Source organism: Stenotrophomonas sp. ZAC14D1_NAIMI4_1, from assembly GCF_003086775.1.
Lineage (GTDB): Bacteria > Pseudomonadota > Gammaproteobacteria > Xanthomonadales > Xanthomonadaceae > Stenotrophomonas.
Genome location: NZ_CP026001.1, coordinates 507,018 through 525,840, shown reverse-complemented (window position 1 = coordinate 525,840; position 18,823 = coordinate 507,018). Strand labels below are relative to the sequence as shown.

17 protein-coding genes are annotated in these 18,823 nt (G+C 68.7%); 11 read left to right on the top strand and 6 right to left on the bottom strand.

Annotation, left to right across the window (positions count from 1 at the left end):
- Nucleotides 1–9 precede the first annotated feature (9 nt).
- The 3 genes from C1927_RS02365 to C1927_RS02355 are packed head-to-tail and all read left to right on the top strand — an operon-like array spanning nucleotide 10 to nucleotide 3,013.
- Entirely contained in the window at nucleotides 10–507 is a 498-nt protein-coding gene (locus C1927_RS02365; RefSeq protein ID WP_159095278.1) for a hypothetical protein, read from the top strand.
- Nucleotides 494–2,188, top strand: coding sequence for a DUF2235 domain-containing protein (locus C1927_RS02360; RefSeq protein ID WP_159095277.1), 1,695 nt, complete (start codon nucleotides 494–496; stop codon nucleotides 2,186–2,188). The genes C1927_RS02365 and C1927_RS02360 overlap by 14 nt, the downstream gene beginning before the upstream one ends.
- A gap of 39 nt (nucleotides 2,189–2,227) precedes the next feature.
- Complete coding sequence (locus C1927_RS02355; RefSeq protein ID WP_108745835.1) at nucleotides 2,228–3,013, top strand: CDP-diacylglycerol diphosphatase; 786 nt, start codon at nucleotides 2,228–2,230, stop codon at nucleotides 3,011–3,013.
- Here the strand turns inward: C1927_RS02355 and C1927_RS02350 are convergent.
- Entirely contained in the window at nucleotides 3,010–3,621 is a 612-nt protein-coding gene (locus C1927_RS02350) for a GNAT family protein (RefSeq protein WP_108745834.1), read from the bottom strand. The two genes, C1927_RS02355 and C1927_RS02350, sit on opposite strands and share 4 nt — an antisense overlap.
- Nucleotides 3,622–3,864: 243 nt before the next feature.
- On the opposite strand from C1927_RS02350, the gene C1927_RS21290 reads away from it, so the two are divergent.
- The gene (locus C1927_RS21290; RefSeq protein ID WP_159095276.1) at nucleotides 3,865–4,518 is read left to right on the top strand and encodes a hypothetical protein; all 654 of its coding nucleotides are present in this window, start codon (nucleotides 3,865–3,867) and stop codon (nucleotides 4,516–4,518) included.
- Nucleotides 4,519–4,555: 37 nt separating this feature from the next.
- On the opposite strand, the gene C1927_RS02340 is transcribed toward C1927_RS21290, so the two are convergent.
- Nucleotides 4,556–5,197, bottom strand: a complete 642-nt coding sequence (locus C1927_RS02340; protein ID WP_079222184.1) for a hypothetical protein — start codon at nucleotides 5,195–5,197, stop codon at nucleotides 4,556–4,558.
- A 186-nt stretch (nucleotides 5,198–5,383) separates the two neighbouring features.
- Here C1927_RS02340 and C1927_RS02335 point away from each other — a divergent pair, with 186 nt between their 5' ends.
- Nucleotides 5,384–6,544: an amidohydrolase family protein gene (locus C1927_RS02335; RefSeq protein ID WP_108745833.1), complete on the top strand. Its 1,161-nt coding sequence runs from the start codon at nucleotides 5,384–5,386 to the stop codon at nucleotides 6,542–6,544.
- A gap of 595 nt (nucleotides 6,545–7,139) precedes the next feature.
- Here C1927_RS02335 and C1927_RS02330 read toward each other — a convergent pair.
- A complete protein-coding gene (locus C1927_RS02330) occupies nucleotides 7,140–8,021 on the bottom strand; it encodes a LysR substrate-binding domain-containing protein (protein WP_079222182.1) in 882 nt (293 codons plus the stop codon).
- 93 nt (nucleotides 8,022–8,114) lie between these two features.
- Between C1927_RS02330 and C1927_RS02325 the strand changes: the two genes are divergently transcribed.
- A complete protein-coding gene (locus C1927_RS02325; RefSeq protein WP_108745832.1) occupies nucleotides 8,115–8,813 on the top strand; it encodes an ankyrin repeat domain-containing protein in 699 nt (232 codons plus the stop codon).
- Nucleotides 8,814–8,866: 53 nt separating this feature from the next.
- Entirely contained in the window at nucleotides 8,867–10,324 is a 1,458-nt protein-coding gene (locus C1927_RS02320; RefSeq protein WP_108745831.1) for an amidohydrolase family protein, read from the top strand.
- Nucleotides 10,325–10,336: 12 nt separating this feature from the next.
- Here the strand turns inward: C1927_RS02320 and C1927_RS02315 are convergent, their stop codons facing one another.
- A complete protein-coding gene (locus C1927_RS02315) occupies nucleotides 10,337–11,266 on the bottom strand; it encodes a LysR family transcriptional regulator (RefSeq protein ID WP_079222179.1) in 930 nt (309 codons plus the stop codon).
- Nucleotides 11,267–11,360: 94 nt separating this feature from the next.
- Here C1927_RS02315 and C1927_RS02310 point away from each other — a divergent pair, with 94 nt between their 5' ends.
- Entirely contained in the window at nucleotides 11,361–12,554 is a 1,194-nt protein-coding gene (locus C1927_RS02310; protein ID WP_108745830.1) for an MFS transporter, read from the top strand.
- Nucleotides 12,555–13,550: 996 nt separating this feature from the next.
- Here the strand turns inward: C1927_RS02310 and C1927_RS02300 are convergent.
- Both C1927_RS02300 and C1927_RS02295 read right to left on the bottom strand, forming a co-directional pair.
- Complete coding sequence (locus tag C1927_RS02300) at nucleotides 13,551–14,204, bottom strand: response regulator transcription factor (RefSeq protein ID WP_079222177.1); 654 nt, start codon at nucleotides 14,202–14,204, stop codon at nucleotides 13,551–13,553.
- Nucleotides 14,197–17,223, bottom strand: a complete 3,027-nt coding sequence (locus C1927_RS02295) for a sensor histidine kinase (protein WP_108745829.1) — start codon at nucleotides 17,221–17,223, stop codon at nucleotides 14,197–14,199. Before C1927_RS02295 ends, C1927_RS02300 begins: the two co-directional genes overlap by 8 nt.
- 99 nt (nucleotides 17,224–17,322) lie before the next feature.
- On the opposite strand from C1927_RS02295, the gene C1927_RS02290 reads away from it, so the two are divergent.
- The 3 genes from C1927_RS02290 to C1927_RS02280 all read left to right on the top strand — a co-directional run bounded on the left by C1927_RS02290 (nucleotide 17,323) and on the right by C1927_RS02280 (nucleotide 18,821).
- The gene (locus C1927_RS02290) at nucleotides 17,323–17,655 is read left to right on the top strand and encodes a hypothetical protein (protein ID WP_108745828.1); all 333 of its coding nucleotides are present in this window, start codon (nucleotides 17,323–17,325) and stop codon (nucleotides 17,653–17,655) included.
- A 78-nt stretch (nucleotides 17,656–17,733) separates the two neighbouring features.
- On the top strand, nucleotides 17,734–18,168 hold the full coding sequence (locus C1927_RS02285) for an AraC family transcriptional regulator (protein ID WP_079222174.1): 435 nt from the start codon (nucleotides 17,734–17,736) through the stop codon (nucleotides 18,166–18,168).
- Nucleotides 18,165–18,821 (top strand): hydrolase, encoded by a 657-nt coding sequence (locus C1927_RS02280; RefSeq protein WP_079222173.1) that lies wholly within the window; start codon nucleotides 18,165–18,167, stop codon nucleotides 18,819–18,821. The genes C1927_RS02285 and C1927_RS02280 overlap by 4 nt, the downstream gene beginning before the upstream one ends.
- The last annotated feature ends 2 nt before the right edge of the window (nucleotides 18,822–18,823 follow it).

The window sequence follows — 18,823 nt, the reverse complement described above, 5'->3', positions numbered from 1 at the left end:
ACCGCGATGATGAGCAACAAGTACCTGTGGTGGAGCGCGCTGGCGGTGATCGCGCTGCTGGTGGTGGGCGTCGGCTGCAGCCGGGCGATGGCGCGCGGCAAGACGCCGATCATGTCGTTGTTCGCGTTCAACTACAGCCCGTATTACCTGGCCGATGTGCGGGTCGATGGGCAGTTTCTGGGTGGCTTGGACGGCTACACCAATGGCGGCTCCGGGATGGGGCCGCGCGCGCCCCGCGGCAAGGGGCCGGACAGCGTGCAGGTCCGTTGGATCGAGGCCAACCGCTACGACCTGGCCACCAACCGCTACCTGAGTGAAGGGCATCGCGTGCCGCGCGAGGCGTTGGTGCCGCTGAAGACGCCGTATCCGCCCAACCCGGCGACGTTGCTGCTGCATTTCTACGCCGACGGCCATGTCGAGGCGGAGCTGCTGGACAAGGGCGTGAACAAATGGGATGTGCGACGTATGCCGGTGCCGAAGGAGCACAAGGACCATGACCAGTACTGATCCGACCGCGATTCCGGGGCAGGTGGATCTCGAACCCGGTACCCCCGATCCGGTCGCGCAGGCCGAGGGCACGGCGCGCACGGCGCGGCTGGCGCGCGGAACGCGTCCGTTGAGTGATGCCGAGCGTCGCCGTCGCCAGGAAGCGATGTGCGGCACGGTGCCCGACAAGGAAGCGGCGACCACCGGCTGCACGCAGAGCCTGCACCTGAGCGTGTTCTTCGACGGCACGGGTAACAATCGCGAAGAGGAGCTGGGCAAGGATGCGGGGGAGCGGGCGCTTTCCAACATCGCCCGGCTCTACGACGCGCATGTAAACGATCGTCGCAACAGCAAGCGCCAGTATCTGGCGGGCGTCGGCACGCCCTGCCCGGAAGTCGGCGACAGCGGCGGCCTGCTCGGGCTGTCGATCGGCAAGGGCGGGCGCGAGCGCATCGACTTCGCGCTGCAGGCGCTGGACGAGCTGATCGATACCCAACCCGAGCCGATGCGCATCCTGGTGGTCAGCGTGTCGGTGCTGGGCTTCTCGCGGGGCGCTGCGTCGGCGCGGGCGTTCGCGCGGGATCTGGCGGCGCGCTGCAAGTGCCAGGCCGATGGCACCTGGTTGTACCGCGAACGCATCCCGCTGCGGATCGGTTTCATGGGCGTGTTCGATACGGTGTGCTCGGTGTGGCCGAACCTGGCTGCGGCAGGGATCAATTACCGCAATGGGCATACCGGCTGGGCCGAAGGCATGGTGGTTCCGGAAATCGTGGAACAGTCGGTGCACATGACCGCCGCCCATGAGCTGCGTGGCCAGTTCCCGCTGGATTCAACGCGGGAGCACGCGGTCTACCCGGCCAACACGGTGGAAATCTGGTTCCCAGGCGTGCACTCGGATGTGGGTGGTGGCTATGACCCCCAACACCAGGGGCGGCAGAACAGCATCGCGCGCTTTGCCCTCAACGAGATGTACGACATGGCGCAGGCCGGTGGCGTGCTGCTCAACCCGATCAGCCTTCTGGAAGATCACGTAAAGGCCGAGTTCGACAAGCAGGATCCGGAGCTGCAGGCCGTGTTCAACGCCTATCTGCAGGCGGTTCGGGTCAAGCGCGGGCGCATGGAGGATGTACAGGCCGCGCACATGCAGCTGCTGTACCGCTGGATGCGGGTGCGCGTGGCGCGGGGCGATCAGTTGCCATCAATGCAGCGCCTGGCGGCGCGCGAGGAGGCGCTGCGTGAACAGGTACGGACCCTGCGCCGGCGGCAGTCGCAGCTGCCCGCGCCCTGGGACAACGACAACCTGCACCTGGCCGACCAGGGCAATGCAGACAAGACCGCCGAGTGGAATCGCGTGTCCGACGAACTCAAGGTGCGTGACGACGAGCTGTCGGCCGTGCGCAAGCAGCGGCGTGGGCTGGAGAAAGAAAACGACACGATGGTCGGCAAGATCGTCGGCCTGCGGCGTCGCCGCGAGCGGGGCGCGTCGTTGACCATGGCCGAGCGGGTGACCCTGGAGTCGTGGGATGACACGACCCTGCTGCCGCCGGAGGTGGAAACCTTCTTTGATGGCTACGGCCACGATTCGGTGGCGCACTGGTTCATCGGCAACCTCAGCCAGTGGCGCGTGCTGTACTTCGGTGCGACCAAGTACACGCCGGGCAAGGTTGAAGAAGCCGAGGTGGAGGCGGCCGTGCCGGGCTGAGGGCCGCGTTACAATGGCCCGCTGGCCCAACCGTTGAATGTGAGTGTCGTGCCCCGTCTGCTTCCGTTGTTCCTGTCCCTGTCCGTGCTGGCCGGTTGTTCCAGCACCCCGGCACCTCCGGCCCATTCCGATGCGTTGTGGCGCCTGATCGAACGCGACTGCCGAAGCGCGCAGGGACCGCAGGGCAGCTGCCTGCAGATGGAAGAAGCGGCTGACCGGCGCGATGTGCTGGTGAAGGACTCCCATGGCGATTTCCAGTTCCTGCTGATGCCGCTGGACAAGGTCAGTGGCATCGAGAGCCCGGGGCTCTACCGCAAGGGCGTACCCAACTATTTTGCCGCGGCGTGGCGGGCCCGTTCCCACACCCAGCAGGCCTTGGCCCAGCCGCTGCCGCGCGAGGTGGCCAGCCTGGCGTTGAACTCGCCGCATGGCCGCTCGCAGCACCAGCTGCACATCCACGTGGACTGCCTGCGTGCCGATGTGGTGCAGGCGCTGGACGCGCAGCAGGCGGCGCTGGGGATGCGCTGGGCACCGTTGCCGGTGCTGCTGCGTGGCCACCAGTACCAGGCGCGCCTGCTGGCCGGTGCGGAGCTGACCGCCAACCCGCTGAACCTGCTGGCCTTCGACCTGAGCGGCCCGGCTGACGTCGGCAACTGGAGCCTGCTGGTGGCGGGCCACCGCGATGTGCGCGGTGCGCCCGGTTTCGTGCTGCTGGCCACCCGGCTCGACCCCGCCACCGGCAACGACGCCAGTGCCGAGGAACTGCAGGACCATGCCTGCAGCGTGCTGACGGGTGCCGGCTCTGCGCTGGAGCGCGTGCGCTAACCCACCGCGGCCTGCTGGGGGCGCCAGGTCGACGCGGTCAGTGCATGCAGGCTGCGATCCTCCCAGCCGTCCGCGCCCAGATGATGGTCGCGCAGCAGGCCCTCCTTCTGGAAGCCGGCCGCGCGCAGCACGTCCGAAAGCCCGGCGCTGTCGTCGGGCGGCAGCATCACGTAGACGCGGTGCAGCCCGACCTGTTCAAACAGGAAGGGGCACAGTGCATGCAGCGTGTGTGCAAAGCGTTGCGCATCGCCCCAGTCGGCCTGGCAGAAGCGTTGCAGCTCGGCACTGCGACCGCGTGCCGACTGCAGCCGCACCGTGATCTGGTCGACCAGGGCGTGGCTGGCCTGGTCGAACACGCCCAGCAGCAGGCGATCATTGTCTTCCTGCAGCCGCGAGCGCTGGATGCCGATGAACAGCTGCACCTCGGCATCGGTGCGGCAGGCCAGGTGGCAGCCACTGCGCCGCTGTCCGCACAGCGTGCGCCAGCCGGCCAGATCGGTGCGCTGCAGCGAGCGCAGGTTGATGGAGCCGTGGCCCAGGTGCAGCAGGTGGCGGCGCAGTACCGGGTGCAGGGCAAGGTGGGAAGCGGAGTTCGGTTCGATGCACATGTGGGCACGATTACGCCTTTGCGCGCCGATGCCCATGAAAATTGTTGCAAAGTGAGCTGCCCTGCGCGCGGGAGGCCTGCGTTGGTTCAGGCGCAGGCCGATCCGCGGGCATCGCGATGAAAGCGAAAGGTCCGATGGCGACGGCCTTCCCTTGATGCGGTGCAGATGGTGGAAGGCGTGCGAACTGGCATGACGTGGGACTTCGACGCAGGGAGCGCAGGGATGGGACTACGAGGGCTATGGATGGCCGGGCTGTTGCTGGCGATGTTGCCAGGCTGCAACAGGGACGATGCTGGAACGACGAACCGCGCCGCTGCGTCCGGACCAGGCGAGCGAGCGACGGCCACGGAGCAGGCAGCGGGTGACGTCGTGTTGCCCGACGACGCTGCACGCACACCTGCCGCGGCGCCGGCGCCGGTGGTTGCGCCTGTGCCGCCTCCGGCCCCTGCGCCCCCTGTACAGCGCGTGGCGGCGTCCAATCAGGATTACCTGGCTGGTGAGTCCCGGTTGCTGAGCGGGAATGCGCTGTCGATGGCGGAGGCCGAAACCGTCTTGCGTTCCCGTGCCGGGTTCGAAACGGCGCTGCAGCAGTTCGAGCAGGATGCCGCACGCCATCAGGATGCGCAGGATCTGAGCACGCTGTACCGGGCGGCGGCCACCCGGGCACTGGGCGGCGATGTGGCCCTTGCTTCGCTGTCATGTGGCTACAGCCTGTGCATGGGCGAGATCCGCAGCCGCAGCGACACTGGATTCCGGGACTGGGTTCGCGCTTTCGGCAAGGACGGCGACGCGCCGCACTACGCGTTGATCACGGCCGAGTACGTGCTGGGCAAGGAGCAATCCGTGGGGCGCTTCGTGTTTTCCATCGATCCGGCGGCCAACGGCATCAGCCAATAGCGTCAAGCCTGACTGACTGACCAGGCCGGCCAGGCCGTTACGGCAGTGCCTGCACGCTGTACGACTCGATGACGTAGCTGAAGGGCTGCTGCTGGCGGTCGCGCAGCAGGGCGCGTACTTCCAGGATCACGCCGTGGTCGCCTTCGCCGCGCGGCGGCCAGAAGGTCTGGTCGGCCAGGGTCTGGCGCTGGAAACCGAGCGGACCCACCACGCGGCCGAAGGGTTCGTCGCTGCTGTCCAGCACCTGGTTCATGGCGGTGCTGAGGCGGTCCGGCAGGTACCAGTTGTCGGCTTCGGAGAGCACGCGGTTGCCGCAGACCAGCTGCACCCGCCGATAGCGCAGCGGAGTACCGGCGCCTGCGCCGAGCGCCTTCAGTACATCGGCCGGTGCCGCCTTGTCCTGGCCATGTACGCGGACGGCGCGCACGCGGGCCTGTTCAGCCAGGCCGTGCTCGGCGCACCAGCTTTCGAGGGTTCCGGTTGCGCTGGGGCCGGCCAGCACGCGCTGGTGCAGCAGCTCGACCAGGGCGGATGGCGCGACGCGCTGCTGTCCGGGCGGTGCCTGCAGGGGCGCGGTGGCACCGGCATCGGCGGCGGACAGGCTGGCGATCGGCGCAGCGGCCAGCAGGGACGCGGCCTGCCAGCGGCGGAGACGATCGTGGCGGTCGGACGGGCCCATGCGGCATCACAGCGGAAACAGGTGTCTATGGTACCCGTTCAGGCGTGCACCGGGCGTGCCGATCACGTCGACACCGGTGGCCATTCATTGCGCTGGCGAATACGAGACATGCAGATATTTCGTTGGCCGATGCCGGGGGGGGCGGCGCACGATGGGCCCCTTGATGGCTTTACGGGAGTTCCCCCCATGACCCTGCAGTTCGTCCAGGGCGGCGTCGATCGCGATGGTGCGCCGGTGCATTTCCACATCCGCGACGGCCGTTTCGAGGGGCTCAACCGCGCGGCGGCCCCGGCCGAAGGTGCCAGGATCATCGACCTGAAGGGTTTCACCTTGCTGCCCGGGCTGGTCGATGGCCATATCCACCTGGACAAGAGCTTCGTCGGTGATCGCTGGCATCCGCATCAACCGGTGGCCAGCCTGCGCGAGCGTCTGGCGGTGGAGAAGGCCGCCGTGGCCGGGGCCGCACCGATGGTGGACCGCGCCGAAGCGCTGATCCGCCAGTGCAGTGGCTTCGGCACCGTGGCCATGCGCTGCCACGTGGATATCGACGCCAGCACCGGCCTGCGCCACCTGCAGGCCGTACGCGAGGCCGCGCAACGCTGTGCGGACATCATGCAGATCCAGCTGGTGGCGTTTCCGCAGGCGGGCGTGATGTCCTGCGCGGGCACGGCCGCGGTGCTGGAACAGGCCCTGGCCGAGGGCGTGGAGGTGCTGGGCGGCATCGACCCGACCACGCTGGATGGGGATGCCGAAGGGCAGCTGGCCCTGCTGTTCGGCCTGGCCGAACGTTATGGCGTGCGCCTGGACATCCACCTGCATGAGCCGGGTGAAACCGGCCTGGCCCAGCTGCTGCGCATTGCCGCGCGGACGCGGGCGGCCGGGCTGCAGGGCAGGGTGGCGGTCAGCCACGCGTATGCCCTGGGCGAGGTGCCGCTGGCGCGCGCGCTGCAGGTGGGCGAGGCATTGGCCGCTGCCGGCGTGGCGATCATGAGCAACGCGCCGGGCGACCACCCGTTCCCGCCGCTGCGGGCGCTGCACGATGCGGGAGTGCGGGTGTTCGCGGGCAACGACAACATCCGTGACTGCTGGTGGCCGTATGGCAATGGCGACCTGCTGCAGCGTGCGATGTTGCTGGGCTACCGCTCGGGGTTCTACACGGATGCGGATCTGATGTTGGCGCTGGAGATGGTGACGACCCATGCGGCGGCGGTGATCGGGCTGCCGGAGCATGGGATGGGCGAGGGGATGCCGGCCACGTTCGTGGCAGTGCGGGCGGATCACGGTCCCGCAGCGGTGGCAGGCGTGCCGGCCGAGCGGCGCGTCGTTGTTGGCGGGCGGTGGGTGTAGTCGGCAGGGCTTGCAGCCCTGCACCTGCAGGGGCAACGTCAACGTCAAAAGCGGGCTATCCGTGGGTTGGCGGGGCGGTGTGGGTGGTCAGGACACGCCGTAAACCCGTCCATGGGGGCTCGATGGCGCCATCCATGGCGCCAACGGTCCTGCCCACCCACACCGCCCCACCTCTGACAGGTTCACGCGGCTGTTGGTAGGTGTCGACTGTTGGTCGACACATCTGTCAGATATCGAATGAATTCATCCACGCATGGCGTGGCTCTACTGGGACGACTCCGACAGGCTGTTGGTAGGTGTCGACCGTTGGTCGACACATCTGTCAGACATCGATATCCGACCCCGTGCCGACCAACGGTCGGCACCCACCAAAGCAGAACGCCGTTTCGACAGCTCGCGAGAAACTGTCGAAGGCGGGGTGGGTCCGGTTGAGGGGGCGTGAGCCGCATGGATGCGGCGACCGAGCTTACATGGACGTACTTGCAGCGACCCCCTCAACCGGACCCACCCCGCCATCCCACGGATAGCCCGCTGTTGCTGTTGCTTCGGCTTCGGCTTCGGCTTCGGCAGGTGCAGGGCGCAGCCCTGCCGAAAACTACTCCGCCTCGCGCTGGACCTGGCGCCAGAGTTCGGCCGCGAGCGCGCGCACTGCATCGTCCGCATCCGGGCGATGCAGCAGCCCGATCTCGTAGTTGTCCACCACCGGCAGGCCACGCTCGCCATCGATGACCCGGTGCTCGCGGCCCACCGCGCGCCGCGGCAGCAGGCTGATGCCGATGCCATCGGCCACTGCGCCCTGGATGCCACTCAGCGAGGAACTGGTGAACGCGATGCGCCAGCGCAGGCCCAGGGCCTCCACCGCCTGGATCATCTCGTCGCGGTACAGGCCGCGTGGCGGGAAGGTCACCAGGGGCAATGGATCCTGCAGCAGGCTGCTGCTGCGCAGGCTGTCGATCCAGTGCATCGGCTCGCGCCGGCAATGCACCGCCTGGCGGGTGTTGCGGCGCTGCTTGACCAGCACCAGGTCCAACTCGCCGTGGTCGAAGCCATGCGCCAGATCGCGGCTCAGGCCGCTGCTGATCTCCAGCTTTACCTGCGGGTGGCGGCGGCTGAAGGCGGCCAGCATGCGCGTGGTCTGCGCGTTGACGAAATCCTCCGGCACGCCGATGCGCACCGCGGTTTCCACCGTGGCGCCAGCCAGGGCTTGGGCCATTTCCTCGTTCAGGTCGAGCATGCGCCGTGCGTAGCCCAGCAGGGTGTGCCCCGCATCGGTGGGGTGCACGTCGCGGTGGCCGCGCTCGAGCAGGCGGTGCCCGGCCAGCTCCTCCAGCCGCCGGACCTTCTGGCTGACCGTGGACTGGGTGGAATGCAGGCGGGTGGCGGCGGTGGTGAAGCTGCCGCAGTCGGCCACCATCACCAGCGCACGCAGCAGGTCCAGTTCGAACAGCGTTCTATTCGATTTGGCACTGTCTTGCATTTGAACATTTCACTTCTGGATGCACGTGGCGACTTCTACCATGCAGGGCAAGGGGCGGCAAGCATGGCGCCCCGTTGCACCGGAGAACCGCAGATGCGAATCCATCGTTGCCGTCGCTGGCCCCGTCCGCTGGGCCGCCTGTTGCTGCTGTGCCTGCTGGCGGTGGTGGTGCCGGCCTGTTCTGCGACCGCCGGTCCGGCCGATGTGCGACTGCGTGATGCCGCCACGCGCGGTGATGCCGATGCCGTGCGTGCGGCTCTGGAAGACGGTGCCGACCTGGAATCGCGCGATGGCCAGGGCTGCACCGCACTGCTGCTGGCGACCCACGGCAACAACGTCGATGCGGCGCGCGAACTGATCGAAGCCGGTGCCGACGTCAACGCCAAGGATGCGATGCAGGACAGTGCCTATCTGTATGCCGGCGCGCGCGGCCTGGATGAAATCCTCGCGCTGACCCTCGCCCACGGTGCGGATCTGCGCAGCACCAACCGGTACGGCGGCACTGCCTTGATTCCCGCCGCCGAGCGCGGCCATGTCGCTACGGTCCGCACGCTGCTGCGTGCAGGCGTGGCGGTGGACCATGTCAACCGCCTGCACTGGACCGCGCTGCTGGAAGCGATCCTGCTGGGCGACGGTGGTCCGCGCCATGTGCAGATCGTGCAGTTGCTGCTCGACGCCGGCGCGAATCCCGAACTGGCCGATGGCGATGGCGTGACGCCGCTGGCGCATGCACGCCAGCGTGGCTACACGCAGATGGAAACCCTGCTGCGCCGCGCCGGCGCCAGCCGCTGAACCCCGCACCCCTTCCACCCCGCGCGCCACGCGCGCCCACCAGGATGCTGTCCATGTTCCGTTCCCGTACGTTGTCCCTCGCGATCCTTCTTGCCGTCGCGCCGCTGTCGGTGTCCGCCGCCGAGCGCGCCGACCTGCTGATCCGCAACGCCACCGTGGTTGATGTCGAGCACGCACGCAGCGTGCCGGGGCAGAGCGTGGTGATCCGTGGCGATGACATCGTCGCGGTGGGCCCTGATGCGCAGCTGCGCAGCCAGTGGACCGCCAGCCGCCAGGTCGACGCCAAGGGCAAGTACCTCATCCCCGGCCTGTGGGACATGCACGTGCACTTCGGCGGCGGCCCGGCGTTGATCGAAGAGAACAAGGCGCTGCTGCCGCTGTACATCGCCCATGGCATCACCACCGTGCGTGACTGCTCCGGCGACCTGCCCGAGCAGGTACTGCAGTGGCGTGGCGAGATCGCCAACGGCACGCTGTTCGGGCCGCGGCTGCTCAGCTCGGGCGCGAAGATCGAAGGCATCAAGCCGGTCTGGAAGGGCACGATCGAGGTGGGCACCGAGGCGGACGCCGACAAGGCGATCGCCCGCCTGCAGCACGACAAGGTCGATTTCGTGAAGATCACCGACAGCACGCTGAAGCCGGGGCTGTTCCTGTACTCGGCCAGCGCCGCGCGCAAGGCCGGCTTCAAGGCCTCGGGCCACATCCCGATGGCGCTGACCGTCGAACAGGCCGTCGACGCCGGCCTCGCTTCGATCGAACATCTCGATTACGCGTTCAAGGCCGGCAGCAAGGATGAAGCGCAGATCGCCGCTGATTTCGGTGCGGGCCGCATCGATCGCGCCGAGGCCAACCGCCGCCTGGATGCCAGCTTCGACCACGATACGGCGATGCACGCCTACCGCGACTTCGCCAAGCGCGGCGTGTTCGTCACCCCGACCCTCAATGGTGGCCGCATCCTCGATTTCCTCGACCAGGATGACCACGCCAACGATCCGTACCTGGCCTACATCGGCCCGGGCCTGCGCGCGACCTACCAGTGGCGCGTGGACCGCGCGGCCAAGGCCAGCCCGGCGCAGATCGAGGCGCGCCATGCGCAGTACCACCAGGTGGCATCGGTGCTGCCGCTGCTGCAGGAAGCGGGCGTGACGATCATTGCCGGTACCGATGCCGGCTTCCTCAACTCGTACAATTTCCCGGGCATTGCCCTGCACCAGGAACTGCAGCTGTTCGTGAAGGAAGGCCTGAGCGCGCCGCAGGCACTCTCGGCCGCCACCCGTTCCGGCCCGGCCTGGTTCGGGCAGATGGATCGCTATGGTGGCGTGGCCACCGGCAAGGCGGCCGATCTGGTGCTGCTGACCGCCAACCCGCTGCAGGACATCGCCGCGACGGAGAAGATCGACAGCGTGATCCTGCGCGGCACCGTGTATGACCGTGCGGCGCTGGACAAGATGCTGGCCGACACCAAGGCCAAGGTGGCTGCGTGGAATGCCGAGGCTGCTAAGCAGGAATGACCCTTCCGGGGTTCACCGCGCTGCCGGCCGCATGCCGTGCAGCTGCGGCAGCGCTTCCTTCATCGCATCGATGAAGGCGCGCAGCCGCAGGGGCTGCTGGCGCGCGGCCGGAAAGACCAGATGCACCGGCAGCGGCGGAGCCTGCCACTGCGGCAGCAGCTGCACCAGGCGGCCTTCGGCCAGATCCTCAGCCACCAGCCATGCCGAAACCACCGCCGCGCCCAGGCCGGCCACGGCGGCACGCTGCACCACGAACAGGTTGTCAGTGAGCAGGCGAGGCGCGATCGACAGCGTGTGCGCGCGCCCCTGCGCGTCGTGCAGCAGCAGGCGTTCGCGGTAGTAGGTCGCCAGTGCGATCCATGGCAGGGCCTGCGCCTGTTCGGGGGTGCGGATGTGCGAGGGATCGGCCAGGGTGGGCGCGGCCACCACGATGCGCGGCACCTCGGCCAGTGGCAGGGCCACCATGCGCGGCTCGTCCACCGGGCCGACGCGCACGGCGCAGTCGATGCCGTCGGCGACGAAGTCCGGGCGATGGTCTTCGAGTATCCATTCCAGGCTCAGCTGAGGATGCCGGGCGAGGAAGTCCAGCATGGTCGGCAGCAGCTGTGCCTGGCCGAACGCGTGCGGCACCATCACCCGCAGGCGCCCACGCAGGACCTGCGCTTCGCCATGCAGCTCGGCCTGCAGCGCTTCCCATTCGTCGATGACCCGCTGCGCGTGGCGCTGGCAACGCTGGCCGTCCTCGGTCAGCTGCAGGCCGTGGGTGGAGCGCTGCAGCAGGCGCAGGCCCAGTTGCCGTTCCAGTGCCTGCAGGCGCCGGCTCACCGTGGGCTGGGTGGTGCCCAGCTGGGTGGCAGCGGCCGAGAGGCTGCCGGCATCGACAATGCGCAGGAAGGTTCTCAGCAGGTCCAGGCGGTCGGCGCCGGCGGGCAGGTCGTTCATGCGTGTGGCGTATGAAGGATATGTGGATGAGCCTACTACAGACGTGCGGCGAATATCGGCAGGCTATGCACCATTCCTCCCCCGGAGTTCCCGAATGTCCACCTCCTCTGTTTCCGTGACCGTCATGCCGACGGCCGCTCCTTCGGCCCCGTTGGTACTGGCGATGGCCGCCGGCGCCGGTTTCTCGGTTGCATCGCTGTACTACAGCCAGCCGATGCTGGGCCTGATCGCCCAGGACCTGGGTGCCAGCGAGCGCGGCGTCGGCCTGGTGCCGACCCTGACCCAGCTTGGCTATGCGCTGGGCATCCTGCTGTTGGCCCCGCTGGGTGACCGCTTTGATCGTCGCCACCTGATCCTGCTGAAGTCGGTGCTGCTGTCCGTGGCGCTGGCCGCTGCCGCGTGGGCCGGGCAACTGCCGGGGCTGCTGGTGGCCAGCCTGCTGGTGGGCCTGATGGCCACGCTGGCCCAGGACATCGTGCCGGCGGCTGCGGTGCTGGCCCCGGACGCGCATCGTGGGCAGATCGTCGGCCGGGTGATGACCGGGCTGCTGCTGGGCATCCTGTTGTCGCGCGTGGTCAGTGGCGTGGTGGCCGAAGCCTGGGGCTGGCGCACGCAGTTCGTGCTGGCTGCGGTGTCAGTGGCAGCGATGGGCGCGGTGATGGCCAAGGCGCTGCCGCGCTTTGCACCGACCAGCACGCTGCGCTATCCCGCGCTGTTGGGGTCGCTGCTGCAGTTGTGGCGCGAGCAGCCGCAGTTGCGGCGCGCGGTGGCCAGCCAGTCGCTGCTGGCAGTGGGTTTCAGTGCGTTCTGGTCGACCCTGGCGCTGATGCTGCACGCCACGCTGGGTCTGGGCAGCGCTGCGGCCGGTGCGTTCGGTATTGCCGGTGCGGCGGGTGCGTTGGCGGCCCCGTTCGCCGGCCGTTACGCCGACCGGCTGGGCAGCCATGCGGTGGCGCGCCTGGCGATTACCGTGGCGCTGGTGGGGTTTGGCCTGCTGCTGGCCGACAGCTGGCTGCCGGCTGCGGCGCTGCTGCCGCTGCTGGTGGTGAGCGCGTTGCTGTTTGACTTCGGTTTCCAGTCGGCGCTGGTGGCGCACCAGACGTTGGTCTACGGCCTGGTACCGCCGGCGCGCAGCCGCCTCAACGCGCTGTTGTTCACGGGCATGTTCATCGGCATGGCCGCGGGCGGCGCGCTGGGCAGCCTTGCGCTGGCGCAGTGGGGTTGGCACGGCGTGGCGTGGCTGGCGGTGGTGTGTGCGGGCAGCAGCCTGCTGGTGCGGTTGAGGTAGGTTTGTTTGTTTTGCAGGGCTTGCAGCCCTGCACCTGCTGAAGCCAGAGCAAGGGCAGAAGCTGGGTTCCCGTGGGTTGGCGAGGTGGGTCCAGTTGAGGGGGACGCTGCAAGTACGTCCATGTAAGCTCGGTCGCGCCATCCATGGCGCTCACGCCCCCTCAACCGGACCCACCCCGCCTTCGACAGTTCTCCGCGATCTGTCAGAACATGCTGCTGCTGTTGGTGGGTGCCGACCGTTGGTCGGCACGGGGGCGGATATCGATGTCTGACAGATGTGTCGACCAACGGTCGACACCTACCAACAGCAAACGGAATCTGCAGGGGGTGGGGGCGGTGTGGCGGGCAGCAGCCTGCTGGTGCGGTTGAGGTAGGTTTGTTTGTTTTGCAGGGCTTGCAGCCCTGCACCTGCCTAAAGCCACAGCAACGTCAAAGGCTGGCTTTCCGTGGGATGGCGGGGTGGGTCCAGTTGAGGGGGACGCTGCAAGTACGTCCATGTAAGCTTGGTCGCGCCATCCATGGCGCTCACGCCCCCTCAACCGGACCCACCCCGCCTTCGACAGTTCTCCGCGATCTGTCAGAACATGCTGCTGCTGTTGGTGGGTGCCGACCGTTGGTCGGCACGGGGCGGATATCGATGTCTGACAGATGTGTCGACCAACGGTCGACACCTACCAACAGCCTGCCGGAGTCGACACGGTAGAGCCACGCCATGCGTGGATGCGTTCATTCGATATCTGACAGATGTGCCGACCAACGGTCGGCACCTACCAACAGCCGCGTGAAATTGTCGGGGGTGGGGCGGTGTGGGTGGGCAGGACCGTTGGCGCCATGGATGGCGCCATCGAGCCCCCATGGATGGGTTTACGGCGTGTCCTGACCATCCACACCGCCCCGCCCAACCAGCAGAAATCCAGAGCTGTTTTTGAACTTGCTTCGGCTTCGGCTTCGGCTTGAAGCAGGTGCAGGGCTGCAAGCCCTGCAGAAAACCCCGGCTTCAATCGTGGCCGGTGTCATCCAGGCTGATGATCCCGCGACGCAGCGCCTGCGTCACCGCATGCGTGCGATCACCCACGCCCAGCTTGTCCATCAGGCTCTTCATGTGCGCCTTCACCGTCTGCTCGGATATCTGCATCCGCTCGCCAATGCGCTTGTTCGACAGGCCGCCGGCCACGTGCCGCAGCACCTCCGTCTCGCGCGGCGACAGCCGGTCCTCCACCACGTGCGCGGCAATGCTCGCTGCCACGGACGGTGGAATCGCGGCGCGCCGGCCGCCAGCCACCGTGCGGATCGTGTCCACCAGCTCGTGGCGCAGCATGTCCTTGAGCAGGTAGGCGCTGGCACCGGCCTGCAGCGCACGTACCGCGCGCACATCGCCGCGGTAGGTGGTCAGCACGATGATGCGTGCGCGCGGATCCAGCGCACGGATCCGCACGATCGCTTCCACGCCGTCCAGGCGCGGCATCTGCAGGTCCATCAGCACCACGTCCGGCTGCAGTTCCTGATAGCGCGCGATCGCTTCTTCGCCATCGGCGGCTTCGCCCAGCAGGCGCAGGTCCGGTTGCGCGCCGAGCAGGGCGGCCAGGCCGTCGCGCAGCAGGGGGTGGTCATCGACCACCAGCACGCCGATCGGGGAAGAGGATTCAGTCATCGCGTTTTCTACTCCAGGGCCAGCGCCAACGCGGTGGCCGGCGGTGATACAGGCGCCGTGCGGGGACCGCCAGCGCCACTTCGGTGCCCAGTCCCGGGCGGGTCCACAGCTGCAGTTCGGCACCCAGGCGTTGCGCGCGTTCGCGCATGCCCTGCAGGCCCCAGTGGCCATGGCCGGCATCGTCGTCGGCGATGCCCACGCCGTCATCGCGCACGTGCAGCAGGAAACAACGGCTGCCGTAGGACAGCTCCACTTCGATGGCGCTGGCCTCGGCATGGCGCAGTGCGTTGCGGATCGCTTCGCGGCCGATCAGGAACACCTCTTCCACCGCGTCGGGTTGCAGCGGCGGCGGTGTGCCCTCCACGGTCAGTCGCAGCGGGTTGGTGCCCTGGCCGGCGTATTCGGCGTGCACGTCGGCCAGCGCGGTGGCCAGGTCACGGCCGGCGAACGGACCATCCCGCAGGGCGTTGACCCGTTCGCGGCCCTCGGCGAGGTTGCGCTCGGCCAGCTGCATTGCCGATTCCAGCTGGGTGCGCACGCTGTCCGGCGTCTGCGCTGATTGGCTGATGGCGTGCAGGCGCAGGATCAGTCCCTGGCTGCCCTGCAGCAGGGTGTCGTGCAGGTCGCGCGCGATGCGCTCGCGTTCTCCGTGGCGTTCCTGCAGGCGGGCACGGAACAGCGCGGCCAACTGGCCGCTGCGGATGCGCACGGCCACCACCAGCGCCGCCAGCACCAGCGCAGCGCACAGCAGCTTGAACCAGACCGTCTGCACGAACGTGGCGGCGATGCTGAAGGTGCGGCTGGCCGGGGCTGTGCTCCAGACACCGTCTTCGTTGGCCGCCTCCACATCGAAGCGGTAACTGCCGGGGGCCAGGTTGGTGTAGTAGGCACGGGTGCTGCTGCCGGCGTCCTGCCAGCCCTCGTCCACGCCGGTCAGCCGGTAGCGGTAGCGGTTGCGTTCCGGGCGGGCCAGTGACAGCGCCACATAGTCGATCTGCAGCTGGGTGGTGCCGGCTGGCAGGCGTAGTCCTTCCTGCAGCGGTGCCTGGGTGGCGCCGTACAGCACATCGCCGATGCGGACGCCGGGTGCCAGGGTGTTGCGGTGCGCGGCGTTGGTGTCCAGCCATGCCAACCCCTGGTTGGTGGCCAGCCAGAGCAGGCCGTCGGCCGCCTGGACGGCCGTGGGGATCGGGCCACTCTGCAGGGCGATGCCAGGCATGCCGTCCACGGCATCGAACAGCCGCGGTGCCACCGGTTGATGGCTACGTACAGCATCGCGCAGGGCCGTGCGGTCCAGTCGCACAAGCCCGCGGCTGCCATTGAGCCAGAGCCGCCCGTGTGCATCGGCGACCATGCCGGTGATGCCTTCCAGTACGCCCGCCATATCCGTGCGCACTTCGCTGAAGGGGGCCTCGCCGATGCGCGCGGCCAGCCCGGCTTCGCCGGCCACCAGCAGCATGTCCTGGTCCTGCAGCAGGGCGGTCACCGGCCCGACGGCGAGGCCCTGGCGCGCATCGAAGGTCGCCACGCCGCTGGCATCCATGCGCCGCAGGCGGCCATCGGCATAGCCCAGCAGCAGCGCACCATCGCTGCCCATCGCCATCGTCGAACATGCCTGCTCGGGCAGGCGCGCCTGGCGGTACCACTGCGCATGCTGGTAGTGCAGGACGCCGCGCTCGCCGACACAGGCCCAGGCCTCCTCATCGTTGGGGAACAGCACCGCTTGCAGGGATTGACCGGTGTACGGGGCTGGCGACGGAATGCGCGTCGCGTGGCCGTTGACGGTGCGCACCAGGTTGATCCAGTCGAACTGCCACAGCGGTGTCGGCGCCTGGCGCGCGGCCTGCTGCAGCTGCGCGGCGCGCTCGCCCAGCAGTGAGCGGCGCAGGTCGTAGGGTTTCAGATCCTCGCCATAGCCGTACACGCGCCCGTCGCTGGCACGTACCAGCGAGCGGTAGGGATCGGTGGGGCCGGCCGCCAGGGCCTGCACGCTGCGCGCGCGGAAGCGGTTGAGGCCGAGGTTGGTGCCGACCCAGAGATTGCCTTCGCGGTCGACGAGGACCGGCACCGCCGACGTCGCGGTCAGGCCCTGCGGCGTATCGAAACGCTCCATGTGCGTGGCCTGGTCACCTTCGAAGGTGACCCTTGCCACGCCGCCGTGCGGGCTCATGGTGGCCCACAGCGCGCCATCGGCAGTGAACTGCAGGCGCGCTGCGACCAGCTTGGGCAGGCGCCGCGCCTCGCGCTCGGCGGCAGGCAGCAGGCCCTGCGCGTTTGCCAGTGGCGAGGTACCCCGGTTGCGGTCGGCCAGCCAGATCTCGCCGCGCGGACTTTCCGCCAGCGAGGCCATCTGCGAGACGGCAATCCCGGTGTCCTCGAACGTGCTGGCACCGGCTGGCCGTCGCCAGACCTTCAGGTCGGCCAGCACCCAGAACGTGCTGTGGCGATCATGCAGCAGCCACTGCACGCGGCGCTCGGGAACGCCGCTGCCGACGGGCAATGCACGCCAGTGCACGCCATCGAACCAGCGCAGGCCACCATTGATGGCCGCCCACAGGTGGCCATCGCGGTCACGGCTGAAGTGCGGCACCACGCCCGTTGGCACGCCCTGGCCACGGCCGAAGCTGCGCAGGTGCGCCGCGGAGAGCTGGCTGATGCCGGCCTGGAAGTATCCGATCCACAGGCTGTCGTCGGCATCCACGGCCAGGCTGACCATGTTGGTGGACGGGAACGCGGAACCGGCCGGTGCCGACTGTCGTTCGAAGCGACGGCCGTCGAAGCGGTACAGCCCCGAACCGGTCGCAAGCCACAGCATGCCCTGGTGGTCCTGGGCGATGTCCCAGATATCGCCGGGCGCCCCCTGGCCCACACGCCATGCCGTGTGCTGGTAGCCGGGCATGCCGTTGGCCACGGCCGGGCGCTGCTCGGCGAAGGCGGGCAGGGCGATCAGCAGCAGGCACGTCAGCAGCGCCGGCAGGCGACGCAGGAAGGGGAAGGGGCGGCCACGCATGGGCAGCATTCTGGCAGGTGCGGGGCAGGCCAGGGTGACCCGAACGGGGTAGGCGCGGTGGCATCCGGATCAGCTATCACGCCGGCAATGGAGTGGCGGAGGCTGAGGATGCAGCGGCTGTTCGTGATGTTCCCTGATCGCGGGCCCGGGCTGGGCCTGCTCTGGCTGCGCCTGTGCCTGGCCGGTGCATTGTGCGCGCCAGGCCTGCATGACGGCGGGCTGGTGGTGCTGTGCGCGCTCGGCGTGGCACTGCTGGTACTGGGCTGGCTGACCCCGCTGTCGGCCGGGCTGGCCTGTGCCGGGCTGTGGCTGCAGGGCGCGGCATTGCCGCTGCTGGCGCTGCCGCTGGCCTTGCTGCTGCTGGGGCCGGGCGCCTATTCGCTGGATGCGCGGCAGTTCGGCCGGCGCCGGCTGGGCCGGCGGCCTCCCCCGAATGGGTGAGTGGCAGCCACGACCGACGGGGGTACGGCGCCAGCGCCGTCCACCGCACCATGGGACACCCCGTCGCGGTGCTCTGTCATGGCCGAAGCTACACCGCCCGTCGTCCTTGCCGCCGCGCTGGCGCCGCACCAGGCTGCCGCCCTGCAGCGCGCACTGCATTACATCGATGCGCACCTGTCGCAGCCGCTGCGGGTGACCGAGCTGGCCGAAGTCGCGTGCGTGAGCCGTTTCCATCTGGTGCGGCTGTTCCGCACCGGCACCGGTGCGAGCCCGCTGCGCTATCTGCGCCGCCGCCGCATCGAACGCGCGCGGCAGTTGCTGCCGGCCGCGGACCAGCCGATGTCCCGCCTGGCCCAGCACCTGGGCTTCTTCGACCAGAGCCATTTCGTCCGCAGCTTCCGTGCCGAGACCGGGTGCAGCCCCGGGCAGTACCTCGCCGGTGATGCCGCGCTGCACCTTCCCGCTGTCCACCCCTCTTCTGTTGCCCCGCCCACTACTGGAACCCACCCATGACCACTGCTACCGCCACGCCTGCAAAGGGCCTGCTTTCCCCGACCGACCACGCCCTGGTGCTGATCGACTTCCAGTCGCAGATGGCGTTCGCCACCCACACCATCGACATCTCCGCGCTGCGCAACAACGTGTCGCTGATCAGCAAGGGCGCCAAGGGCTTCAACGTGCCGGTGGTGCTGACCACGGTTGCCGAGCAGTCGTTCTCCGGCCCGATGTTCCCGGAACTGCCGCAGATCTTCCCCGGCCAGGCTGTGTTCGACCGCACCTCGATGAACACCTGGGAAGACCAGCCGGTGATCGATGAGATCAACCGCATCGGCAAGCAGCGCCTGGTGCTGGCGGGCCTGTGGACCAGCGTGTGCATCGTCGGCCCGACCCTGTCGGCGCTGGAGCAGGGCTTCGAGGTCTACGTGATCACCGATGCCTGCGGCGATGTCAGCGACGAAGCGCACGAGCGTGCCATCACCCGCATGGTGCAGGCCGGCGCGCGCCCGATCACCAGCGTGCAGTACCTGCTGGAGCTGCAGCGCGACTGGGCACGCGGCGAGACCTATGGCCTGACCACCGGCATCGCCCGCGACCACGCCGGCGGCTACGGCATCGGCATCCAGTACGCCAAGACCATGTTCGGCGCGCAGGAAGGCGGCCACTGAAC

Excerpts from the sequence above, each read along its gene's own strand:
- C1927_RS02290 (WP_108745828.1), top strand. The coding sequence starts at position 17,323 with ATGCAGCGGCTGTTCGTGATGTTCCCTGATCGCGGGCCCGGGCTGGGC.
- C1927_RS02325 (WP_108745832.1), top strand. The coding sequence starts at position 8,115 with ATGCGAATCCATCGTTGCCGTCGCTGGCCCCGTCCGCTGGGCCGCCTG.
- C1927_RS02330 (WP_079222182.1), bottom strand. The coding sequence starts at position 8,021 with ATGCAAGACAGTGCCAAATCGAATAGAACGCTGTTCGAACTGGACCTG.
- C1927_RS02350 (WP_108745834.1), bottom strand. The coding sequence starts at position 3,621 with ATGTGCATCGAACCGAACTCCGCTTCCCACCTTGCCCTGCACCCGGTA.
- C1927_RS02295 (WP_108745829.1), bottom strand. The coding sequence starts at position 17,223 with ATGCTGCCCATGCGTGGCCGCCCCTTCCCCTTCCTGCGTCGCCTGCCG.
- C1927_RS02300 (WP_079222177.1), bottom strand. The coding sequence starts at position 14,204 with ATGACTGAATCCTCTTCCCCGATCGGCGTGCTGGTGGTCGATGACCAC.
- C1927_RS02310 (WP_108745830.1), top strand. The coding sequence starts at position 11,361 with ATGTCCACCTCCTCTGTTTCCGTGACCGTCATGCCGACGGCCGCTCCT.
- C1927_RS02315 (WP_079222179.1), bottom strand. The coding sequence starts at position 11,266 with ATGAACGACCTGCCCGCCGGCGCCGACCGCCTGGACCTGCTGAGAACC.
- C1927_RS02320 (WP_108745831.1), top strand. The coding sequence starts at position 8,867 with ATGTTCCGTTCCCGTACGTTGTCCCTCGCGATCCTTCTTGCCGTCGCG.
- C1927_RS02280 (WP_079222173.1), top strand. The coding sequence starts at position 18,165 with ATGACCACTGCTACCGCCACGCCTGCAAAGGGCCTGCTTTCCCCGACC.
- C1927_RS02360 (WP_159095277.1), top strand. The coding sequence starts at position 494 with ATGACCAGTACTGATCCGACCGCGATTCCGGGGCAGGTGGATCTCGAA.
- C1927_RS21290 (WP_159095276.1), top strand. The coding sequence starts at position 3,865 with ATGGCCGGGCTGTTGCTGGCGATGTTGCCAGGCTGCAACAGGGACGAT.
- C1927_RS02335 (WP_108745833.1), top strand. The coding sequence starts at position 5,384 with ATGACCCTGCAGTTCGTCCAGGGCGGCGTCGATCGCGATGGTGCGCCG.
- C1927_RS02365 (WP_159095278.1), top strand. The coding sequence starts at position 10 with ATGAGCAACAAGTACCTGTGGTGGAGCGCGCTGGCGGTGATCGCGCTG.
- C1927_RS02285 (WP_079222174.1), top strand. The coding sequence starts at position 17,734 with ATGGCCGAAGCTACACCGCCCGTCGTCCTTGCCGCCGCGCTGGCGCCG.
- C1927_RS02340 (WP_079222184.1), bottom strand. The coding sequence starts at position 5,197 with ATGGGCCCGTCCGACCGCCACGATCGTCTCCGCCGCTGGCAGGCCGCG.